This is a genomic window from Pseudomonas sp. 910_23, from assembly GCF_052850795.1.
Map to the genome: position 1 here is coordinate 13,700 of NZ_VXCZ01000029.1, position 23,517 is coordinate 37,216.

At 58.8% G+C, this 23,517-nt stretch carries 10 protein-coding genes; 4 read left to right on the forward strand and 6 right to left on the reverse strand.

Annotated elements, in window-relative coordinates:
• The first annotated feature begins 12 nt into the window (after positions 1-12).
• The 3 genes from FW800_RS25945 to FW800_RS25955 are packed head-to-tail and all read left to right on the forward strand — an operon-like array spanning position 13 to position 12,259.
• Positions 13-2,802: a Tc toxin subunit A gene (locus tag FW800_RS25945; protein ID WP_446438777.1), complete on the forward strand. Its 2,790-nt coding sequence runs from the start codon at positions 13-15 to the stop codon at positions 2,800-2,802.
• A 44-nt stretch (positions 2,803-2,846) separates the two neighbouring features.
• Complete coding sequence (locus tag FW800_RS25950; protein WP_446438778.1) at positions 2,847-7,673, forward strand: Tc toxin subunit A-related protein; 4,827 nt, start codon at positions 2,847-2,849, stop codon at positions 7,671-7,673.
• A complete protein-coding gene (locus tag FW800_RS25955; protein WP_446438779.1) occupies positions 7,670-12,259 on the forward strand; it encodes a SpvB/TcaC N-terminal domain-containing protein in 4,590 nt (1,529 codons plus the stop codon). Before FW800_RS25950 ends, FW800_RS25955 begins: the two co-directional genes overlap by 4 nt.
• A 124-nt stretch (positions 12,260-12,383) precedes the next feature.
• Here FW800_RS25955 and FW800_RS25960 read toward each other — a convergent pair whose 3' ends face one another.
• The 4 genes from FW800_RS25960 to FW800_RS25975 form a co-directional block, all read right to left on the reverse strand.
• Positions 12,384-15,374: an RHS repeat-associated core domain-containing protein gene (locus FW800_RS25960; RefSeq protein WP_446438780.1), complete on the reverse strand. Its 2,991-nt coding sequence runs from the start codon at positions 15,372-15,374 to the stop codon at positions 12,384-12,386.
• Between the two features lie 124 nt (positions 15,375-15,498).
• Positions 15,499-18,210 carry an RHS repeat-associated core domain-containing protein gene (locus tag FW800_RS25965; protein ID WP_446438781.1) on the reverse strand — a complete coding sequence of 904 codons (2,712 nt, stop codon included), beginning with the start codon at positions 18,208-18,210 and terminating at the stop codon, positions 15,499-15,501.
• A gap of 147 nt (positions 18,211-18,357) precedes the next feature.
• Complete coding sequence (locus FW800_RS25970; RefSeq protein ID WP_032880157.1) at positions 18,358-18,651, reverse strand: BolA family protein; 294 nt, start codon at positions 18,649-18,651, stop codon at positions 18,358-18,360.
• A gap of 6 nt (positions 18,652-18,657) precedes the next feature.
• Entirely contained in the window at positions 18,658-19,176 is a 519-nt protein-coding gene (locus tag FW800_RS25975) for a DUF2059 domain-containing protein (RefSeq protein ID WP_032880156.1), read from the reverse strand.
• A 195-nt stretch (positions 19,177-19,371) separates the two neighbouring features.
• Between FW800_RS25975 and FW800_RS25980 the strand changes: the two genes are divergently transcribed.
• A complete protein-coding gene (locus tag FW800_RS25980; RefSeq protein ID WP_032880155.1) occupies positions 19,372-20,754 on the forward strand; it encodes a class II fumarate hydratase in 1,383 nt (460 codons plus the stop codon).
• On the opposite strand, the gene FW800_RS25985 is transcribed toward FW800_RS25980, so the two are convergent.
• A complete protein-coding gene (locus tag FW800_RS25985; RefSeq protein WP_032880154.1) occupies positions 20,751-21,707 on the reverse strand; it encodes a DMT family transporter in 957 nt (318 codons plus the stop codon). The two genes, FW800_RS25980 and FW800_RS25985, sit on opposite strands and share 4 nt — an antisense overlap.
• A gap of 237 nt (positions 21,708-21,944) precedes the next feature.
• Entirely contained in the window at positions 21,945-23,459 is a 1,515-nt protein-coding gene (gene pap, locus FW800_RS25990; protein WP_078821923.1) for a polyphosphate:AMP phosphotransferase, read from the reverse strand.
• Positions 23,460-23,517 lie beyond the last annotated feature (58 nt).

Here is a 23,517-nt window from a genome sequence, read left to right on the forward strand (position 1 = left end):
GAACGTATGAATATGCAAACCGACAGCAGCCCCTTGCTCGCCAAGCTGATTGATCACTCACGTCCTCCCGCCCCCGGTCGGGACGATTTCAAGACCGCCCTGCAGCGCCTCAACCTCACCTCGGTATTGGACATCGTACGATTGTCCGAAAGAGCCTTTGCCGAGCAACTGGCAACGTACAACGATGACGATGCACACACGGTGTACCTCAAGGCCCAGAGCGCCGCCGCGCAACTGGAAACGCTATTTCGCGAACAGCAAGTCTCGCCCCCCCCTTCTTCACCGCGCAATAAACGCAGTCTCCCCCCCGAGACCAGCGCAACCTACCAGGCCTTGTTCAAGGAAAAGTGGGACCAGTTCTGCTCCAGTTCGTCGATTGCAGCGGTTGACTCACCGACTGCCTACCTGCGGGCGCTCTATTTGTTCGCCCAGCAGCTGGAAGAAAACACCAAGGACGCAAACGCGCTCAAGCTGTCGCAGCGACGCCCGGAACTCAAAGACCAGGTGATCAACCAACATAGCGTTTCGGGCCAGGTTCCCATGTTGTCGATCGTCAACCAGATCTTGCTCAAAAATATCGCGCCGGCCAAAGAAGAAGATACCTATAAGGTGCTGAGTGAAACCTGGTATCCGTTTTCTCTGCCCTATCATTTGCACCATCAGCAATGCCAACAGGGCCTGTCAGGCGACAAGCCGGCGTTGGGTGAGTTGAACTATCGCATCAGTCGCCAATTGCCTCTGGCGGGAGAAACCAGCACTTACGGGCAGGTCGGCGAACAGAACAACGAAGTCCAGTGTCAGTTATCGGGGTTGAGCCCTCAACAACAGACAATGCTGAAAGCTAAATGGGTTACCGAAACAGAGGTGGAAAAAGAGGAAAAGGTGAAAAAGTTCCATCTCCAGTTTTACAACTGGACGATAGATCAGACAGGACCAGAGAAACTCACTGACTTTCTGAACCATACACAACTGGATGCCGACCAACTTCAGGCGCTGCTTGCACAACAGACTCAGTCACCACGCCAATCGCCTAACTGCAAGCAAAACCCCGGCCTCACCTACGGTGCGTGCTATATCAACGGCACGACCACACCCGCTATCAGCCTGGACAACGCCAAGCTGACCCACGTTAGCCTTGAGCGCTTCGACAGGCTGCAACGCATGATTCGTCTACAGCGCTGGCTCGGCCTGCCTTTCGCGCAATTGGACACCCTGATAGTCAGCGCCATGCGCTGTGAAGGCCATCGCAACAGCACGCTGCTGATCACCCATAACACCCTCCGGTCGCTGGGGGTCTTTTGCTATTTGAGCAAACGCTACACGTTGCAAGCCGAAGAATTTGCCGCCCTGCTTCATCAGTTACCCGTCCATGCCTCAGGCGACCGCGTGTCATTGTTCGACCAGGTGTTCAATCGCACGGGTTCCGCCCTGCCTCCCCTGTATCTGGACAGCGCTACGTTCGACGGTACCACCCGGCAACAGCTCTGCGCGGGGTTGGGCCTGCAAGACACCCAGGATTCGCTTCAACTACTGATCAACCCCAACAAACCTGCAACCCGTACGATCGAGACGGTCAGCGAGATCTATCGGCAAGCGAGAGTCGCTCGCCTGTTCGGGTTATCGGTCGTGGAATGCCGACAGTTGGTGCAAATGCTCGGGAATGCGAACTTTCTCATGCAGCTGCGCAACCCAACGTTACGCAACAAACCGAAGGGCACGACTGACTTCCTCGACATGCTCATGCACCTGGAGTGGGCCAGCCGTTGGTTTAAAGAAAACGGCAGCAGCCTGGCGCTGCTCAGACGCCAGCTATTGCTGGATCGCCAGGTCCAGGACCCGATCATCAATCAGCTATTGAAGGAGTTCGCCAGCTATGACCAAGCGTCTCTTTCCGAAGCGTTGCACCGGCTTGATCTCCCTCAGCAACCCGATGACGAAACAGTTCGTTTACCCGCCATTGACTGGGAATCCTTGGCCTATGCGGCGCTGCAACGGATGCGTCCCAATAACAGCATCGAGATGGCGCTCGATCAAGTGCTCTCCTCCGTTGAAATCAGCACTATGCCTGTACGTACGACACATTTGATCAACCAAGCGAAACCTACCCTCAACACACTGCTGAGCAAGGTGCGTGATGAGTTGTGGGCTTTATATCTACGCCTTAAAGAAATCACCCAAGCCGTCCTCCATGAGCCAAGCAATGCCAACGGCTATCAAAAATACGACAATGACCACCATTTCCTGCGTTTATATGCCCCCGCTGCTTCGCCGCTGCAAACGCTCAGTTATCTGATACTGCGGTTACCTCACGCCGCCGATATTCTGCAACTGCCCCTCAGCCCACAAGCACTTCACCAGTTCCTGATCAATCCGCACTGGCTCGCGAGCAAGTACAAGATGTCTTCATTACTTGAACTCACCCCGTACAACCTCTACCTCATGCAGCAGTTCAAACATTGCATACACCACTGCGGCCTGACGGAAGAGCAACTGCTCGACTACTTCGAACACGCCAATACCTTGCCCAACGACGCTACGCAAAACACCAGTGAAGAAACGAACGAGCGTCTCGCTCAACTTTTAGGTTGGAATGCCAGTGAAATCGACGTTTTCTGCGACAAACTGAGACCTCCACGCATTACCTCAATGATGCGCCTGGACTGGGTGCTGCGCTGCCGCCAAGCCAGCATCGACACAGGCCTGCCTGCCAACATGCTGATCAAAGCCAGCGAACTGAAAGCCGACTCTACATTTGCTGACTGGAAGAGCGTCGGCGAGGCGATCACAAGTGCGTATTCATAACCCATTCACACCCTACTCACATTCGACCTGCTCAAGGATTGATCATGTCTCACTCGCTTAATCAACAGCTCAATGAAAGCCTGCGCGACGCCATGCTCGCGTACTACCTGACCTACAAGGTACCTACCGATTTAAAGGAAAAGATCACCCATGCCGACGATCTTTACGAATACTGGCTGCTCGACGTACAAGTCAGCCAAGCCGTACCGACCAGCCCGGTAGCCTGTGCCATCTCCAGCCTGCAGCAGTACATCACGCGCATCCAACTCGGCCTGGAACCGGGCTATGAAAAGCAGGGCATGACCGCGCAACAGGACACGTTATGGCGCGAACAGTTGCACACCTACGCTCTCTGGAATGCCAACCAGCAGTTGCACTATCACCCCGCCAACTACTTGGACCCGACATTACGGCGTGACAAGACCGACAGTTTTGAACAGTTGGAAAACGACCTGAGCCAGTATCGAATTCAAGCGGATACCGTCACCACGGCGGTTCACAATTACCTGGCCAGGTTCGAGGAAACCGCCAACATACGCACGATCAACGGTTATATCGACGCCGACTTGAGCAAGCTGCATAGCGGCACCTATTACTTCGTCGGTAAATCGAGTTCCGAAAACACCTATTACTGGCGCTCCCTCGATCTGTCCAAGCGCGCAGGCTCGGTACTTTTTCAGGACGCCTGGTCAGACTGGGAGAGAATCAACTTGTCGGTCTCCGATGCCACCGCCGAGCAAAGTATCCGGCCGGTGTACTTCAATAACCGGTTATTTTTCATCTGGGCCGAATGCATCAAACCCGCCCCCACCAGTTCCGTCCCAACGGCGCAAACGGATTCAGAGGAAAAAAAACAGCTGACCGAATGGATCAACAGCCGCTACGTCAAGTTTCGCCTCAATTTTTCTTATAAAAAGCACGATGGTAGTTGGAGCGCACCCAAAGCCTGCATCGAGGAGCACTGCGCTACCGAAGACGTCAATGCATTGACCTCTGCCTTTCTGAAAACCATTACGCAGACGGTAGCTATCGTCGACAGTAACGGCCCCCCGGTACTGTTTTTAAGTGTGCTGGCCACCAGCCGTAAAGACCCCAAACAGCAGGAGAACTTTATTGGCAAATTTTTCCAGGCTGTCCACGTCGACCAGTCCTTCAACATCACCACCATCGCCGATGGTGGCAGCCCCGAGCGCTACAGCGTGCTGCCCGGCTCACAGGTGGACGAAGAGATAAACCGACTCCTGGAACACTTCGATCCATCGCAGAAGACAAAAGTGCAGACTGTCGTTCAAGGCAAAGATCAAAGCGTGAGTGGGTACTACAGTGAGTTGCTGCCTGACACCGCCCGGCAATACCTCACGTTCTTTGCTCATAAAAACCAAGGTAACTTGCAGTTCAAGGTGACCCCCCCAAACAAGCACTCGATTTCCCCCAGGGAAGAAACGATTACCGAAGACAACAACCATTGGAACTTTGGAAAAAATCGAGAAAAAATAAAAAACCCAGAAACAAGTGACGTCTCTTTTGATTCAAACACCAATGAACTCGTATTTACTTCCACCCTCAATCAAAATTTCCGGCAATCGTACAGCGTCACATTAACAAAAGAAGCCCCTAAGGACATTAGCATCATACTGATAGTAGACGACGCACTGGATGATCCGAAAGCCACTCAGCTCAAACTGACCAGCGAGTCTAAAATTACCGGCCCAACAGACGCGTTAAAAACTGATTTTTACGCTATTTATTTTAAAAACACGGCCACGCATGACGAGTTCCCCAACGCTGTACATATCAAAAACGGGTTACTCATTAACGCTAAGTCCAAAGACGGGAACACCGTCTCACTCGAAGATCATTATATCGACAAGAATGCGTTCATCAGTTTATACACAAGTACAAAAAACTCCATCCAGGTCGCCCTTGACCGCTACAGCAAATACCCAGACGCAAACAAAAAGACGTCGCTGCACGCACAAAATACGTTGACCATCAAAAGGCCCAACGTGCGCACATCTAATTTACGTGCCTATAAGCACATCATTATGAGAGCCAATTTTACAGACTATCCATTCACCGAAAAAATCAATGCCAACTCGCATCAAATCATCAACTATCAGGACACTGTCCACGAAAGCCTCACCGGATCAAAACCCGAATTACCCAGCGGCCATCGGGTCACGGCGCGGATTCCAGTGACCACGGAGGAAATAACGTCGGGCATTACCCTGATACACGGGGTGGTGACGCTTGAGCCTGCCAAAGAAGACGGCTCGACAATTCTCGGCTATACCCTGAAAGCGACCACCTTGAAGCTGGCCCCTTCCACCTCTGACACAACGCTCAATCAACAACTGGCGCCGACGATCAAAAGACAGACGTCGGAAAAACTCGGCACCGCCGAATTTATTGATTTCCCAACGAGCACCTCAACCCCGCCTGCCGACACGCCCCCCCGCCTGCGCATGAATACCTGTTTTGCCGGCAATCTGGTCAAGGCGGCCAATGTCAGCCTTGAGCATTTGTTTTCGTTAACACCGAAAACGTGGCAAGAACCTCCACTCACGCCAGGTGGCGCAGCAGAGGACATTGACTTTAACGGGGCTCACGGCAAGTACTTCTGGGAGCTGTTCCTGTACGTGCCCTGGCTGGTTGCCCACCGCCTGAATCAGGAGCAGCAGTATGTCGAAGCCCAAGCCTGGCTCAAACACATCTTCGACCCAGGGCGATTGGCCGATACGGCCAGCGAGCGCCCTGCATTTTGGGGGTTCAACGAGCTCGTTCGTACGGGTCCGCTCCCCGGTTCAGTCACTCACGACCCACATAAACTGGCGATTCGCTCACCGGTGCATTTTCGCAAAGCAATCTACCTGCTTTATCTCGACATACTGCTCAATCGTGGCGATGCAGCCTATCGGCAACTCACCCCCGACAGCCTGACCCAGGCCAAACTCTGGTACACGCGAGCCAATCACTTTCTCGGGCCACGCCCCCGCGTCACCACCACTGAACCGTGGGATGAAATCACCCTCGAAAGTTTGACGACGAGCCGCTCTAAAGCCCTGGTAGAACTGGAGCAAGAAAACCCACCAATCAATGTCAACCCTGCGACCGAAAGCACCGCACTGGCTTCGCTCACGGACACCGATAATCTGTGCCTACCCTTCAATACCGATCTGGTGGCGCGCTGGGACAAGCTCGAAAGTCGCCTGCATAACCTGCGCTACAATCTCGATATCACTGGCAAACCCTTGCGCCTGTCGCTGTACGCAACCCCGCTCTCACCTCTGAAACTGTTGGCCAGCCGCAGCAGCGGTGCCTTCGGCGAAGGAGGCGCGGCGCCGTTCATTGACGCGCAAGTCGGCCATTATCGCTTCCAGATCATGCTGGGCCACGCGCTCACGGCAACCGAGGCGGTGATTCAATTCGGCAACACGGTGCTGAGCCTGATTGAGCGCAAGGAACAGGCTGAATACCTGGAGTTGCAGCAACAACAAGCCTGGGACTTGGCCAATATCGTCGTCACCCAACAACACCAGGCATTGTTGCTCGACGAGAAAAACCGCCAGGCACTCGGCGCCAGTCGTAGCATGATCGAATCCCGGATGCGCCACTACGAACGCCTGCTCACCGAAGGCATCAGCCCCGCAGAAGCACACGCAGGCCAACTCTACCTGATCAGTAGCGGATTCGAGGCCGCAGGTTCCGCCGCCGCCGCAGCGGCCGGCATCGCGATGATCGCGCCGAACATCTTCGGTACGAGTACCGGCGGGTCGCGCTGGGAGGGCCCGTTTTATGCAGCCCAAGCCTTGGCTCAAGGCGTCGCGACAGTGTTGCGGGGCACTGCCGCAGACCTGGACCGTTCCGAGCAATTCAACCGTCGGGAGCAAGAGTGGGCGCATGCCCAGGATCAGGCCCGACTCGAATTGGCACAGGTCGATGCCCAGTTACAAGCCTATGCCGAGCAGGAAAAAGCCACGCGCCTGCAATTACGCCTGGCCGAGACCTCCCTGGCCCAGGCCTGGTCGAACTATCAATTGCTGGCCAAGCGCTTTACCAGGGCACAACTGTATGACTGGCTCAATGTACAACTGAGCAAGTTCTACTACCAAGTCTATGACCTTAGCCTTTCCCTGTGCCGCACCGCGCAAGCGTGCTGGCAGTACGAAGTCGCAGACTATGCGAGCACGTTTATCCAGCCCGGTGCCTGGAACAACAACTACCGCGGCTACCTGGCGGGTGAGGCCCTGAAGCTGTCGCTGTTGAAGATGAATGCGGCCTATGTGGACCAGAACGTGCGGGACCTGGAGATCGTCAAGACCATCTCCCTGCGTCATCGCATGATCGATTGCAAAGTCTCCACACCTACAACAGACACAACCGGCACTCAATCATCGAGTACACAAAACACATGGGCCGAGCATAAACGACAACTGGTCGATAACGGCACGCTGTGCTTCAAGTTGCCCGAGGCTCTGTTTGAAGAGGATTACCCCCACCACATCCTGCGGCGAATAAAAGGCATCAGCGTGTCGTTACCCGCGACGCTAGGCCCCTATGAGGACATCAAGGCGATACTGACCCAAACCCATAACGAAATCGTATTGCCCGCAGGCGAGCGGCGCCGCGACATGCGTGCCCATCAGCAAATCGCACTGTCCACCGGCCTGGATGACAACGGCCTGTTCACCCTCAACTTCGAGAGCCACGATCGCTACTTGCCCTTCGAATACACCGGGGCCATCTCCAACTGGACCCTGGAATTCCCCAATCACAGCCGGCAAGAAGCCGTACTCCAATCAATCAACGATATCGTCATTCACCTGCGTTACACCGCCAGGGTGCCAGTTGCCAGCGGGGGTAAGGTATGAACGACGATACGCCCAACCTCCAAGTCAATACCCCGGCCCTGCCCAAAGGCGGCGGTGCCATTCAAGGCACCGGCAAAGGCTGGGGCGATGTCGGCGCCAGCGGTATGGCCACCTTTGAGATTCCCTTGCCGATCTCTCCCGCGCGCGGTTACGCGCCGGCCATGTCGCTGGCCTATCACAGCGGCGCTGGCAACGGCCCCTTCGGATTGGGTTGGGGGATACCCCTGCCGGCTGTCAGCCGGCGTACCTCCCATGGTGTGCCGGCCTACACGGAGCACGACGTACTGGTGGGCCCCGACGCGCAAATATGGCTACCCGAACGCGACGCCGAAGGTGCGATCGTCAGCCGCGCCGCGACCTCCTTCAATGGTTTGCCACTGACCATCGCCTACACGGCCACCCGGTACTTTCCCCGGGTTGAGAGCCATTTCGACCGTATCGAGCACTGGCACTCGGCAACCGATGCTGCAGGCTTCTGGTTGATACAAAGTGCCGATGGCAGTCAGCACTTTTACGGGAAGACCCCATTGGCCCGAATTGCCGATCCGGACCACCCGCACCATGTGGCGCAATGGTTGTTGCAGGAAAGCCTGAATACCCACGGCGAACACATTTATTATCACTACAAAAAAGAAACTGACTCCTCACGCTACCCGAGGGACTGTCGAGCCCAGCGTTACCTGGAGCGCGTCTGCTACGGCAACTTCACCGCCGAGGAGCAGGAACAACTCTACCTTTGGAAGACCGACGATGAGCCGGGCATGGGCTGGCACTTTCAGTTGCTCTTTGACTATGGCGAACGTGACCTTGAGCTGGATAAGCGGCCGACGTATCAGAAAATCCGGGAGTGGCCGACACGACCCGATCCTTGCTCGGATTTTTCGTTCGGCTTCGAGCTACGCACCCTGCGCTGTTGCAACCAGATTCTGATGTTTCACCACTTCCCCAAGGAAGCGCAAATGGGCACCGACCCGGTGCTGGTCAAACGTCTGCTGCTGGAATACCGCGCGCCCACCCATGTCAGCCTGTTGATTGGGGTCCATGAGCAGGCCTTCGACAGCTCGGGCAATAGTGTGAGCCGCCCGCCGCTGGAGTGTTTTTACCAATCGAGCCAGCTCAAGGTAGACAAGAGCGGCTATAAGCCCTTCAGTTCGCTGCCCGGGCTGTATGACAGCGATCGCTATCAACTGGTCGATCTGTATGGCGAAGGCATACCGGGTGTGTTGTATCGCGCTGACAAGAGTTGGTACTACCGTGAACCGCTCAGGCCGCAGCACACGAAAACCAGCGACGAGGTGATTTACGGCGCGGCCCAGGAGTTGGCGCGGGTGCCGGTCGCCGACAGCAGCCGGCCCATCCACCAGGCGCTGGCCGATGTGGACGGCGATGGCCGTTTGGACTGGCTGGTTGCCCACCCAGGAATGAATGGCTTTTTCAGCCTGGATGAACAGCGTAACTGGTCAGCCTATACGTCGTTCGATGCATTCCCCTCGGAGTTCTTCCACCCCCAGGGCATCCTCGCCGACTTGATGGGGACGGGACGCCCTGACGTTGCCATGATCGGCCCCCGTAGCGTACGCCTGTATGCCAATCGCCGAAGAAAAGGCTTCGAACCCGCCATTGAGGTGCCTCACAAGCTCGATGACGTCTTGCCGATCGTTTCCGCCTCGCCTAACGAGCTGGTGGCGTTCAGCGATGTACTCGCCACGGGCCAACAGCATCTGGTGCGTATCCGGCATGACGAAGTGAAATGTTGGCCGAACCTGGGTCGAGGCCGCTTTGCCCGAGGGTTTGTGTTGGCTACGTTGCCACTGCGTTATGAAACGTTCAAGCCGGCCAATGTACTGCTCGTCGACCTCAATGGAGGTGGCGCTACGGACTTGCTGTATCTGAGCGCCGCCCACCTGTGGATTTTCCTCAATAAAGGCGGCAACGGTTTCGAGGCGCAGGCGATCAAGGTCCCATGGCCAGAGGGTGTGCAGTATGACGACCACTGCCAGGTCAACATCGTCGACGTGAGCGGCCGGGGCTGCCCTAGCCTGATCCTGACCGCCGCCCACCAGACCCCCATCCATTGGCGCTACGACTTTTTCAGCCACAAGCCCTGGCTGCTCATACGCACCGACAACAACATGGGCGCCCAGGCGTCGATCAAATATCGCAGCAGTGCCCAGGAGTGGCTGGACGAAAAACGCGAGCTGCATGCCAAGGGCCAGCCCGCTATCAGCCAGTTACCCTTTGCGCTGCTGCTGGCCAGCCAACAAACCCAACGAGACGAAATTACCGGCAACCAGCTGACCCAGCGCGTGAGCTATCGTCAGGCTTATTACGACCGTGTGGACCGCAAGTTTCGTGGCTTTGGGCTGTTGCTGCAAACCGACACCGACAGCCGCAAAGACGCCCCTCACGCGCCGGGGTCAAGCGCTCCCGTGCTCAGCAAAACCTGGTTTCATACCGGGCGATCCCTTGACATGCCCTGCCTCGGCCAGAGCACTCACGACCCAGACGCCAAGGCTCCCGGCCGCACGCTGGTCAGCCGCTACAGGGGGACAGCTGGGGCACAACCGCTGGATCATCATGACGACTTGATCAGCGACCCCGCACCGGCGCTGGCACGCGACGTGGCGCGTGCACTCAGTGGCGCGGTGCTGCGGGTCGAAGTGATGGCAGCAGACCCGGCGCAAGACGCCGTGCCCTACTCGGTCAAACACCAGCGGTATCTGGTCCGTGAACTGGCCCCGGCCAGTGCTCATACGCCCTACCCCCGGTTGCTGCCATTAGCGCTGGAGTCGATCAGCTATCAATATGAAGGCGTGGAAAACGATCCCGTCTGCCTGCACCAGATCAATCTGCGCTGGGATGCCTATGGTTACCTGGTGCATAGCGTGACCCTGCATTATGCCCGCCGTACCACCACCGACAGCCCGCCGCCCGCCGTGCTGGTGGATGAGCACCAGCAGCGCTGGTGGCAAGATACCCATGACAACGCGCAACAATTCTATTACCTGAGCGAAACGCTGGCGCAGCCCATTCATCTGGACGACGCACAGCAGTGGTGCCTGGCCTTGCCCTACCGCCAACGAGACAACGCCCTGGTGCTCGGCAAGGCGCCGGTGCCTGGCGGGCTGGACCCTGCGCGTATCGCCTATGAGGTGTTCATCGATACCAGCGTCGGGCCGCTGGCCGCAGGGGCCAGCCGCACCCTGAGCGGCTTGTCGCTGCAGTACTACCGGCAGGCCGGTAGCTCCGGTAAAACCCTGGAGCCTGGCGTCGCCACCGTCCAGGCATTGACTGACTATCTGGAAATCGCCGAGCTGGATGACCAGGCCATAAGTGCCTACAACGACATTCCGGCCATGCCCAACCAACCCAAGGTGGACCTGGTGCAAAAGCTCACCGACAGCGGCTATCACACCATGGAGTTGTTTTTTCTATTCGACGGCGAGGTGCCGCCCAAGGAAAACCGACTGTGGTCGATTCGCCGGCACTTTCCCCGCTATGGCAAGGCCACCCAGTTTTATCGGATAAGGGCGCTGCGGGCCACCGAGGCCCATGGCGAAACAAAGCTCACCTATGACCCCTACACGTTGCAAACCGTGCGCGTAAAAATGCCCGACGATTGTGTAACCAAGGCCGAATACGACTATCGATTGCTGCTGCCGATAAAAATCGTCGACCCCAATGGCACTATTCAAGAAGCGCTTTATGACGGTTTTGGGCAGTTACTCGCCAACACCTTTTACGGCCACGAACAAAGCCTCAGAGTGGGCTTCGCCGCCCTGGAAAGCTACCGCCCGCGCAAAAATGTAACGCCCGCATTGGCCATCGAACAGGCGCAAAGCGTGCTGCAAGACATGGCCAGCGCGCACTGCTACGCGCCTTTCAGTTGGATGGGCAGCATCGACTTGGCTCTGGTCAAGCCCGAGTGGATTACCAAGGGGTATCTGCTCCCCAGCGGGCATATCCGCATGAGCGCGCGATCGCGGCTGAGTGGTGCTCGCCAGCCCCTCAGTGACAGTGCAAAACAACTCAAGGCGTTGATCGATGAGGCCAGCCGTACGCCGGTACATGGGCTCATATTGCAAGCTGACCGCTACCCCGGCGATGCCGAACAACAGGTTCGCATGACCCTGACCTGCTGGGATGGCTTCGGCCGCTCATTGCAGACCAAGCAGAAGACCGAACCAGGCCCGGCCCATGCGGTCGACGACAAGGGCAACCTGTTGGTCGACGAACGACCGGATGCAAACGCCACCTTGAAGAAACAGCTGCGCCAAGTGCAAGCCGACCCCCGCTGGCGCATCAGCGAGCGTGTCGAATACAACAACAAGGGCTTGGTCATTCGTGTCTACCGTCCCTACTTCGCCGACAAGCACGCCTACGTCAATGATCGATCGATGCGCGAGCTGGGCCACAGCGACCAACAGTTCTACGACCCTCTCGGGCGCCCGACAAAGACACTGACCGCAGGAGGATTTATGCGGCGTACCACCTATTGGGCCTGGTACACCGTCAATGAGGATGAAAACGATACCTACGAAGAGCTGCACGCTGCCCCCACCAAAGCACTGACTGACGAGCGATAAGGGCCCGGCTGATCGGATCGCAGAGTGCGCGCTCCGGTTTTTGATCGTTCCCACGTAGCGTGGGAACGATCAATGCAGGCTTGAGTGCGTGGCAACGCGGCAGGACAGCGCCCCATTCATTCTCCTACCTGGACCTCGGGCCTCGGCGCCAGCTCGTTGCCAAGGTCGAATACCCGCCCCTGGCAATCTGTACGAAAAAGCCACGCCATTCGGTCAGCGCGGAAATCACGCCGCGGGCCGCCATCACAAGGTTGCGAGTAACCCGGCCTTGAGCAGCCATGGGTAAGCCCGTCAACGAAACGGCCAATGCTTCGATACCGGACGCAGCCCAGTGCGTCCACACCTGATTGAACATTCTGCTCAGCCCACCGTTCGCCGTCGCAACCGGGTCCGGCAGTTGCAGGCTTTGGCCGTGGGGATCGTGGGCGGCCGTCGGGTGACCACCACGGATCATCGTGCCCATCGCTCCATCGAAGGCTTCTATTACAGGAGAGACATTGGGTTGCATCAGCGCGGGTACTTCCCCGCCGTAAACAGCGTTGGCCACGGTTGCCAGACCATAGGCCGCCGTCGCTCCAGCGGTGCGCGCGACCCTGCCCTGCAGGGGCGTGCTGCCCCAGGAGACGCCGCTACCATGCCCACGGATGACCTGTTGCACGAGTTCCCTGGAGAGCGCGCGTACATGCCCGCCCAACCGCCGGACCGCTACCGGGTCCCAGCTGTGCTCGGCTTGATCACCTATCGAGTCGCCATAAACGGCATATCCCATACCCGCAGCACCTGCAAAAACAGCACCGATCTGTGGCGCAAATCGCGTCCAGTTACCAGCGACACCGGTGCTCATATGCGCCGTGGACACTGCATCCAATACCGCGACGGTAATGCGCAAGATTTGGTTGCGTTGCGCCGTGGGCTGTATGTTGCTGAAGATCGCCAGATCGACGCCCGTCGAAATAGCATTGGCAATATAGGTGGATAAACCATCACGAATCGCGGCCGATGCACCCGCCTGTATCCTGGGTCGAAAAATGCGCTCCATATGCGCGAGCCTGCGGCTGATGGAAAGCCTGCGCAGTTGTGTCTGCCGAGGCGGTTCCAGAGCCGGTGTCGACGTCAGCCCCTGCCCATCGACCTTGGTGATCGGGTTACCGCCAACCATGGCGTACAGATTCAAACCATCGGCATCGCCGATCGGGTCCGGGCTGATCCAACGGCATAACCACGGTGCGTAATACCTGAAGCCGTAGTAAGACAACCCACTGGCATCGCGCTCCTTGCCCGAGTAACGGATGAACCTGTAACTCGCCTCGCTGGCATTCTTCGCCGCCCACCAGGCAGTCCCGCCGTAGGGGTAATAACTTTCCTGGCTGAGCAGTTGCGCCTGCTCGCCCAGTTCCAGGCTGCTGCTGCCCAAGTGGTCCGACAAGCCGTAACGGATCTGCGCGTCCTGGCGCCCCCCCGAAGGGTGGCGATCCCAAAGCAGGACGCGCACCGTGGTCGTACCAGCATCAAGGTTGAGTACATTCAGTTGCTCACCCGTTGCGCTGTCATGCCGAATTTCCAGCCCCGGCAAGTAGCGCACCTCGGCCCTATGCAGCACGCCCCGGGCCTGGGAGACCCGGCGCTTGAGGATGCGCTGGCCCGTGGCATCGTAGGCGTAACGTTCTTCATCGTCGTTGCCGCCCTCGCGCCGCACCTGCGTGAGGCGCACCAGTTGATTGCGCACATCCCAGCCCATCTCGTAATCGCCTGCCAACGCTTGCAGATTGCCATTGCGGTCAAAGCCCTGGCCCAACCCCGGCGCAGTCTTGCCATCGGCCTGCGGCAAAAAATGATTGCTGCCCGCGGCCACGCTCATCTGCCGCGTGAAGCCCGTGCCGCTGCTGGGCACATGTTGCAACTCAAGCATATTTCCGGCGGCGTCATAGCTGAACCGCTGGGTGTAGCGACGCCATACGCTGTCGTCAGTCGAGCCGAACGTCACACTCGCTGGTAACGCCGGGCCTCCAGTGTTGCCGGCGGTTTCGCGGCCGGTGGCCTTGGTCAGTTGCGATAACGTGTCGTACTCATAAAGGCTGGTCGAACTGATTCGGGTGTTGCTGGACCATTGCGTCGGCTGGGCAAGGTCATCGATCCGCACGACGTTGCCAACGCCGTCATACTCGTAGCGCAGGTCTTGCAGCGCTGCGCCCGGTCGCGCGGGCAGATGGGCAGTCATTTGCCGCAAGCGACCATCGAATTCACGGTAGTGCATGGCACGCACAACGCCGTTGCCGGCGCGTTCGCTGAGCACCTGACCCGCTGCGTTGTAGTGCCGCTGGCCCAGTACCTGCGTACGCTCGCCGCCCCTGGGCGTCACAAAGATGCTCGCCGGTTGGCCGTCAATGCCGTAGGCGTAGTCGAAGCGATTGCCCTTGGCGTCCGTGTGATGCAGGCGCTCACCCAGCGCGTTGAACCCAATGGATGTCTGGAATCTCTCGGGCTCCAGGAGCACCTCGCGTTGTGCGTACAGCTGCGGCCAATCCAGCGCGGCATCCGCCTGCCGGAAGCGTCGGGTCTGCTGAGCAACTTCTGCGTGCACCCCATACCGCTCGTGGAACAACGAGCCGCCGCCGTCATCGTGGCGAACCACCCGGCCGCAGCGGTTGCGCGCCGCCTCTTCGTTCGAAGATGCAGCATAGGCAAGACGCTCGACGCACAACGCTTGCCCGTCACTGGCCGCCTGCTCGAAGACCGCCACCGGCCGCAGATATTGATCGTAGCGATGAGCCTGGTGAGCGCCCCGCCCATCCCATTCTTCCAGTAACTGCCCAGCCTCCCCCATCAGCGTCAGCCGCCAGCCGGCATCCACGCTGTCGGTGCGCAACGCTTGTCCACCAAGGCTATAGACCGTGCGTTGATTGGGCGCGGTGTCAGGCTGTGAGCGTGACAACTGCAACAAACGTGGGTCCCACTGTTCAATCATCAAGCCCGTACTGCCATACACCTGACGATGAATGCGCATCTGCGGTTCAACCTCTGTGCTTGAACGGTGGTAATCGATGTTACGAACAATTAACCCACGCGGGTCGACTGCGACCAGGGACGGCGTGTTTCGATGGATGGAATCAGACATGACCTCAGGACCTTATTGCTGAACAAGTAGTCCTGAGAGCCTAGGGATGAGGGGATGAGAAAGGTGGTGCTGGAGGATGCTTTTGTGTATCCAGTTACTGGCATCGCCCCGACCCGCTCACGTGTCAGCGTGCCGCCCGCCCTGACACCCTCGGACGGCTGGGTTTGTAGCGACGCCAAGCTCGCGCGTTTGACTCCCAAGGCGCGTCGACCCGTTGTTGGTGTCGATAGAACGTCACACGGCCTGCCAGTTGCAGACGATGCCGATAAAGCCAGCGCAACTCCGAACCTGTGGCGGAAGTCGTGGACTTATGGATCACATCATCCACGTCCAGATTATCAAGGGCAAAATGCACCTGCCGGGTGCTCTGAGGGTCCGTCAGCGTCTTCAACGCCGACTTACTGGCGCGGCTGACCAACTTATGCTGGAACTCACTCAAGTCCACGTCGATATAATCCTTCAGAGTACGCTCGAACGAATACTCACTGGAAGCAAGATCACTGACGAACCGCTTCGCGAACTCCCGGTTGGCGGTGGTCGACGTACAGCCCGAATACTTCGACACAATAGCGCCATAGAACTGTTGTGCAACCGACGAGCCTTGCTCCGTGAGCCTTTGCTCATACTCGTGTTCATCGATCCTGCCGAGCTTGAACTGAATGAACATGGGGGCACTTTCCTTTCTCAGCCTCGCAGTCGCCGGCCCTATCTCCTCGTTCCCGAAATAGGCGGCCATTATGTCCCCACGTGCGGTCAGCTTCGACCAGAAGCTGCGGTAGAGACGCACGGTATCCGCCAAGCCGAAAATGATATCGCCACGACTGGGTTGGAATTGCTCGCCAAACGTCGTTTGCGTGCCATCGGCATCCCTGAACCCTACGGGATTGCCTCGGGCCATCGCATACAGGTTCAAGCCGTCCACATCGCCCATCGGGTCCGGGCTTATCCAGCGCTGCAACCACGGTGCGTAATAACGCGCACCGTAGTAGTACAGGCCCGTGGCGTCGCGCTCCTTGTCGGAGTAACGGCGAATCTTAGGGTGCCCCCGAACGATATTGCTGGTTGCCCGCCACGCCGTTGCGCCATAAGGATAGTAATGCTCCTGGCTCAACAAGCGAGCCTGCTCGTCCAGTTCCAGCGCACAGCTCTTGAGGTGATCCAGAATGCTGAATCGCAGTGAGTGGGTACTCATCTCGCTGGGTTTGCCCGACTCCCATTGCACCACGGTGACTCGCCCACCGCCCGTATCAATGTCCAGCACATTGAAGCGCTGTGCCCTTTGCTTGTGTACTTGCAGGCCCGGCAGGTAATAGGTTTCCTGGGTGTAAGGTTTTGCACGAGCCTCACGGCTGCGAACCTTGAGTGCGCGCAGGCCTTGACTGTCATACAGGTAACTCTCCACATCAGGGTCACCGTTCTCACGCTGTACCTGGGTGGTGTAGGTCAATTGATTGCGCACATTCCAGGCCGCCTGCTGTGTGCCGTCGAGCGACAACTGATTGCCATTGGCATCGAACGCCCCATCCCATTGAACCTGCCGCCCTTGCGCTACGGGCACGGCGCGGTTCGTGAGCGCCGCCACTTGCATTTCGCGGGTATAGCCTGTGCCGCTGGAGGGCACGTGTCGAAGGCGCGTCAGATTGCCCGCCCCATCATAGGCATAATGCTGGGTGTAATTGCGCCAGAGCCCCTGATCCGTCGCCCCGAACTGCACCTGCGTTGGCAAAGCCCGGCCCCCGGCATTGGCGCTATTTTCCCGACCGCTGGCCTGGATCAACTGATAAAGCGTGTCGTACTGGTAGCGATTAACCGCATCAATCCGGGTGTTGCTGTGCCATCGAATCGGTTGCGCCAGGTCGCTGAGGCTGAGGATGTTGCCGACCGGATCGTACTCATATACCAGCTGCTGCAGCGGCGTGCCGGCCTGCCCTTGGCGGTACACCTCAAGTTGCTGCAAACGACCGTCATGCTCGGCGTAACGGGCGACTTTGGTAACGTTATTGCCCGCCCGCTCGGACACGACTTGGCCGCTGGCGTTGTATACCCGCTGATTCATCAACACTTGGCGCTCGCCGGTCTTGAAGATCAGCAGCATTTCCAACACCCAGCCCTGTTGCCCATAGCGCCACTGTAGGCGGTTGCCCTTGGCATCGATCTGCTCCAGCATTGCACCCAGCGCATCGTAACGCCAGGTGGTGGTATAGGCCTGGCGTTCCGTTAGCAGATCCTGTGCCTCATCGCTGTTTGGCCAGTCGACCAGAGCGATATCGGCGCGAAACCGTCTGGTTTGCTTGATGACGCGTTGATCGATCGCGTACGCCTCCACCAGCAGCACACCCGCTGGGTCCGCATGGCGAATCAACCGTCCACAGCGATTGCCGACGACCTCGGCCGAGATTGCGGGCGCGTACGTCATACGCTCGACACAACGGGGTGACGGGTCCTCTGCAGATTGTTCGAACACCGCCACAGGGCGCAGCAAACTGTCATAGTGAAACGCTTGGAGGGCGCCGCGCGAGTCCCAACTGTGCAACCGCTGCCGCGCTGCACCGTACATGACCAAGCGCCAACCGGCATCCATACTCTGGGTTCGCACGGTTTCACCCGACAGGCTGTAAAGGTTCGATTGCGCCGCCACCCCGGTCGAGCCAAGGGCGAACTGACGTGGGTCCCACTGTTCAAGCAAAAAACCACTGGCACTCAACACCTGGCGATTGACCCGCGGCTGAGGGGAGTCCGCGAGCGTTGCACGATGATACTGCACAGTGCGCACGGCTAACCCGCGAGGGTCAATGGCCGTCAAGGTAGGCGTATTTCGATGAAGGGCGTTAGACATGAATTCATGACCTGTTTTGCACTAAGGTCAACAAATCCTAGAGGTACCGGCCTCGATAAAGGGGTATAAAAAGTAGCCTTGTGTAACCAGATTCTGGCACCACCTGTCGAGACCAGCAGGCTTGGCACCTGCTGGCCTCAAAGGTTTTCAGTGCCCGCCGGCGCAGGTCGGCGAGGCCGGGGCTGCGTCGATTTTCGCCCATTCCTCAGGCGTGTAGGTATGCAGCGCCAACGCATGAAATTCGCTCATCAGGTCACCCAGGGTGGCGTAGACCTTCTGGTGGCGCTTGACGCGGTTGAGCCCTTCGAACTGCGGGCTGACCAGCACGGCCTTGAAGTGGGTCTGCAACCCACGGCTGTGCATGTGGCTTTCATCCAGCACACTCAAGTGTTCCGGGCCCAGGGCGGCGAGCGCCGTTTCGATACGCTGTTGCATGGTCATTGCTGCTTACTTCTTCTTGGCCGGTGCGGCACCTTTTGGCGCCAGCTCATTGGTCATGTCTTCCAACAGCTTGTTCACCACCGGTACGGCGCTTTCCAGTTTGGCCTGGGTCATCTGGGCTGATTGCTGAGTCAGCTGGGGCATTTTTTCCAGGACTTTCTTGCCCAGTGGCGACTGGTAGAACGCTACCAGGTCCTTGAGCTCGGATTCGCTGAAGTTGGTGGTGTAGAGCTTGACCATATCGGGCTTGAGCTTCGGCCAGCCGATGGCCTGGTCCAGGGCGGCGTTGGCCTTGGCCTGGTAGCTGTCCAGTACGGACTGCTTGGCGGCAGGCGCCTTGGTCTGTTCGAAACGCTGGGCGAACATTTGCTGCACTTGCATGTACACCGGGGTCCCCAGCTTGTCAGCGTGGGCCAGGGTAAGGAAGGCTTCGGCACTGGCGTTGTGGCTGGCGGTATCGGCAAAAACCTGGCCGCTGGCGCAAACCAGAGCAACCGCGGTACAGATGGCACGAAGACGAGTCATCGAGTTTCCTTTTCTAGCAGGCGAGGTAAGACCCCAAGGGCGCCCATTCTGCGCCTAAAAAACCTCGCGGCTCAACCCCACCCCACGTAGGCCCTGGTTTTGCGGGGCGCAATGGCACAAATGCGGATTTAGGGAACCCACGGCAGCCGCCAGGGCCTAAACTGACCAATCACGACTGGATAAGGAGGGTGCCCGATGAGCCGTATCGAAACCGACAGCCTGGGAGAAGTACAGGTCCCTGATGATGCCTATTGGGGCGCGCAAACCCAGCGCTCGCTGGTCAATTTTGCGATTGGCGAGCAGCGTATGCCGCTGGCGGTATTGCATGCCCTGGCCCTGATCAAGAAGGCCGCCGCCCGGGTCAATGACCGTAACGGCGACCTGCCCGCCGATATCGCCCGGCTGATCGAACAGGCTGCCGACGAAATCCTCGACGGCCAGCATGACGACCAGTTCCCGCTGGTGGTCTGGCAGACCGGCAGTGGCACCCAGAGCAACATGAACGCCAACGAAGTGATCGCCGGCCGCGCCAACGAACTGGCCGGCAACAATCGGGGCGGTAAAAGCCCGGTACACCCCAACGACCATGTGAACCGCTCCCAAAGCTCCAACGACTGCTTCCCAACCGCCATGAGCATTGCTGCGGTGCAAGCGGTGCACCAGCAACTGCTGCCTGCTATCGCGACGCTGTCCGGTGGCCTGGCGGAACTGGCCGCGCGGCATATGAAGCTGGTCAAGACCGGCCGCACCCACATGATGGACGCCACGCCGATCACCTTCGGCCAGGAGCTGTCGGCGTTTATCGCCCAGCTCGATTACGCCGAGCGCGCGATCCGCAGCGCCCTGCCCGCCGTGTGCGAGCTGGCCCAAGGCGGCACTGCTGTCGGCACCGGGCTCAACGCACCCCATGGCTTCGGCGAGGCGATTGCCTCCGAACTGGCGGCGCTGTCGGGCTTGCCCTTCGTGACCGCACCGAACAAATTTGCAGCCCTCTCCGGCCATGAACCGCTGGTCACCTTGCACGGCGCGCTGAAAACCCTGGCCGTGGCCCTGATGAAAATCGCCAACGACCTGCGCCTGCTGGGTTCCGGCCCACGCACAGGGCTGGCCGAAGTGAAGTTGCCGGCCAACGAACCGGGCAGTTCGATCATGCCCGGCAAGGTCAACCCCACACAGTGCGAAGCGCTGTCGATGCTGGCCTGCCAGGTATTGGGCAACGACGTAACCATCGGCATGGCCGCCAGCCAAGGGCACTTGCAGTTGAACGTGTACAAACCGGTGATCATTCACAACCTGCTGGAGTCGATCCGGCTGCTGGCCGATGGCTGCAACAACTTCCAGGAGCATTGCATCGCGGGTCTTGAGCCAGACGCCGCGCAAATGGCCGAACACCTGGAACGCGGGCTGATGCTGGTCACCGCGCTCAACCCGCATATCGGCTACGACAAGTCGGCAGAGATCGCCAAGAAGGCTTACGCCGAAGGGCTGACACTGCGCGAAGCCGCGCTGGAGCTCGGCTACCTCACCGACGCCGAGTTCGACCAGTGGGTCCGCCCGGAAAACATGCTCGGCGCTTAAACCGATATCCGCAGCCGCCGGGCCCTGAGCCCGGCGAGCAGCGAAGGCGCCAACGCCACCATCGCCGACCCCGTCACCACCACCAACGCCCCCACATACCCCAAGGCATTGATCTCTTCGGCCTGCACATAGTCGGGCCACAGCCAGGCCGCCAAGGCCACCGCCACAAAGGTCACCAACGGCGTCAACGCCAGGGTCGCACTGACCCGCGAGGCTTCCCAATGCGCCAGGGCTTCGGCAAATGCGCCGTAGGCCACCAGCGTATTCATGCAACACGCCAGCAGCAGCCATCCTTGCAGCGGGCTCAACTGCAACGCCTCCAGCGGATGCGCCCACGGCGTGAGCAACACCGCGCACGACAGGTAGATCACCATCATCACCTGCAACGAATTCCACACTGTCAGCAACTGCTTCTGCCCCAATGCATAGAACACCCAGATGGTGGTGGCGAGCAGGATCGTCAGTACACCGGCGGTGTAGGTGCCCATGGACGTCAGCAACTCCACCAGGCGTTGGTTGAAGAACAAACCAAAGCCGATAATCAGCACCACCAGCCCCACACCCTGCCCCAGACTGAAGCGCTCCTTGAACACAAACACACTGGCTACCATCAGAAAGATCGGGCCCATCTGCACTACCAGCTGCGCGGTGCCTGGGCTGAGCATTTTCAGCCCAACCAGATACAGCACGTAGTTGCCGACCAGGCCGCACACCGCCATGCCCACCAGCCAGCCGCCCCTGGGGCCGAGCACTTTACGGCTGGGCAAGCGCTTGGTGGCAGCCAGATAGACAAACAGGCAAGTACCGGCCACCGTGAGGCGAAACCAGGTGACGGTGATCGGGTCCATCACTTGCAGCACTTGCTTGAGCTTGACCGGAAGGATGCCCCACAGAAACGCGGTCAGCAGGGTCAGGAAAAAGCCGTAGACCCAGCGGCCGGAGGAGATGTGCATGAGTGCCCCAGATGCCAGAGGAAGTGGAACCGCATTCTAGGGGCAAGTCACTGGATTGGGATACGCCACAATCCTAAATGTGGGAGGGGGCTTGCCCCAATGCCAGTCAGTTAAGAGCTAGAGCAGACAACTAGTGAGCTGTGGCCCGATGAGGGAGTGTCAGTCAGCACATCTGTGACTGACTCACCGCCATCGGGAGCAAGCCCCCTCCCACATTTGGACCGAGCCGGGTGCAGGCTATTTCTTTTTCTTTTTGTCGTGCTTGTCGGTTTTAGCGAACGCATCCTCCAGCGCCCGGTTGATGGTGCGCAACACCTTGACCCGCGCCCAGCGCTTGTCATTGGCTTCTACCAGGGTCCAGGGCGCCACCTCGGTGCTGGTGCGATCAACCATGTCGCCCACCGCCGCGCGGTAGTCGTCCCATTTGTCGCGGTTGCGCCAATCATCTTCAGTGATCTTGAAGCGCTTGAACGGGATTTCCTCGCGGGCCTGGAAGCGCTCCAGTTGGGTGTCCTTGTCGATGGCCAGCCAGAACTTGACCACGATCACCCTCGCATCGCGCAATTGCTCTTCGAAGTCATTGATCTCGCCATAGGCGCGCATCCAGTCCGCCGGGGTGCAAAAGCCTTCGATGCGTTCCACCAGCACGCGGCCGTACCAGGAGCGGTCGAACACGGTGAACATGCCACGCGCCGGGATCTTCTGCCAGAACCGCCATAGATAAGGCTGGGCGCGTTCGTCTTCACTGGGCGCGGCAATCGGCACGATGTGGTACTGGCGCGGGTCCAGTGCTGCCGCCACACGACGGATCGCCCCGCCCTTGCCGGCTGCGTCGTTGCCTTCGAATACGCTCACCAGCGCGTGCTTGCGCATGCGTTTGTCGCGCATCAGGCCAGAGAAGCGCGCCTGCTCGGTGATCAGCTGTTCTTCGTAATCGTCCTTGTCCAGGCGCAGGGTCATGTCCAGGCTGTCGAGCAGGCTCTTCTGGTCAACCGAGGCAAGCAACGGCGCCGGGTTCATGCCGCTGGCCTTGACCTTGGCCTGTTTCAAGGCACTTTGCAGTCCATCCAGCAGGATCTTGCCCACGGTCAGCCCACGGTAATGGGGGTCGACGCCTTCGATCACATGCCACGGCGCGTAATCGCGGCTGGTGCGGCGCAGCACACGCTCACCGAAATGCACGAACTTGTCGTAGGTCTCGGACTGCTGCCAGTCCAGCGGGCTGATACGCCAGCTGTGCAGCGGGTCGTCGGCCAGGGCCTTGAGGCGCGCCTTCATCTGTTTTTTGGACAGGTGGAACCAGAACTTGAAGATCAGCGCACCTTCATCGCAGAGCATTTTTTCCAGACGTTCGGCGCCGGCGATGGCCTGGTCCAGGCGCGCATCCTTGATCTGCCCATGCACCCGGCCTTGCAGCATCTGGCTGTACCAGTTACCGAAAAAGATGCCCATGCGCCCCTTGGCCGGCAGTTGCCGCCAATAGCGCCAGGCCGGCGGGCGCGCCAGTTCTTCGTCGGTCTGCTGGTCGAAGGTGCGCACTTCGATCAGGCGCGGGTCCATCCATTCATTGAGCAGCTTGACGGTTTCGCCCTTGCCCGCGCCTTCGATGCCATTGATCAGGATGATCACCGGGAAGCGCTTCTGCTGCTGCAACTCGTACTGCACCTCCAACAAGGCTTCACGCAGGGCCGGCACTTCGGCGTCATAGGTGTCTTTGTCGATGGCGTGACCGATTTCGGCGGATTCGAACATGGGCAGCTCCGTTTCAAGATGGCTCAAGACTAGCGGATTGGGCACCACGGCAGGCAAG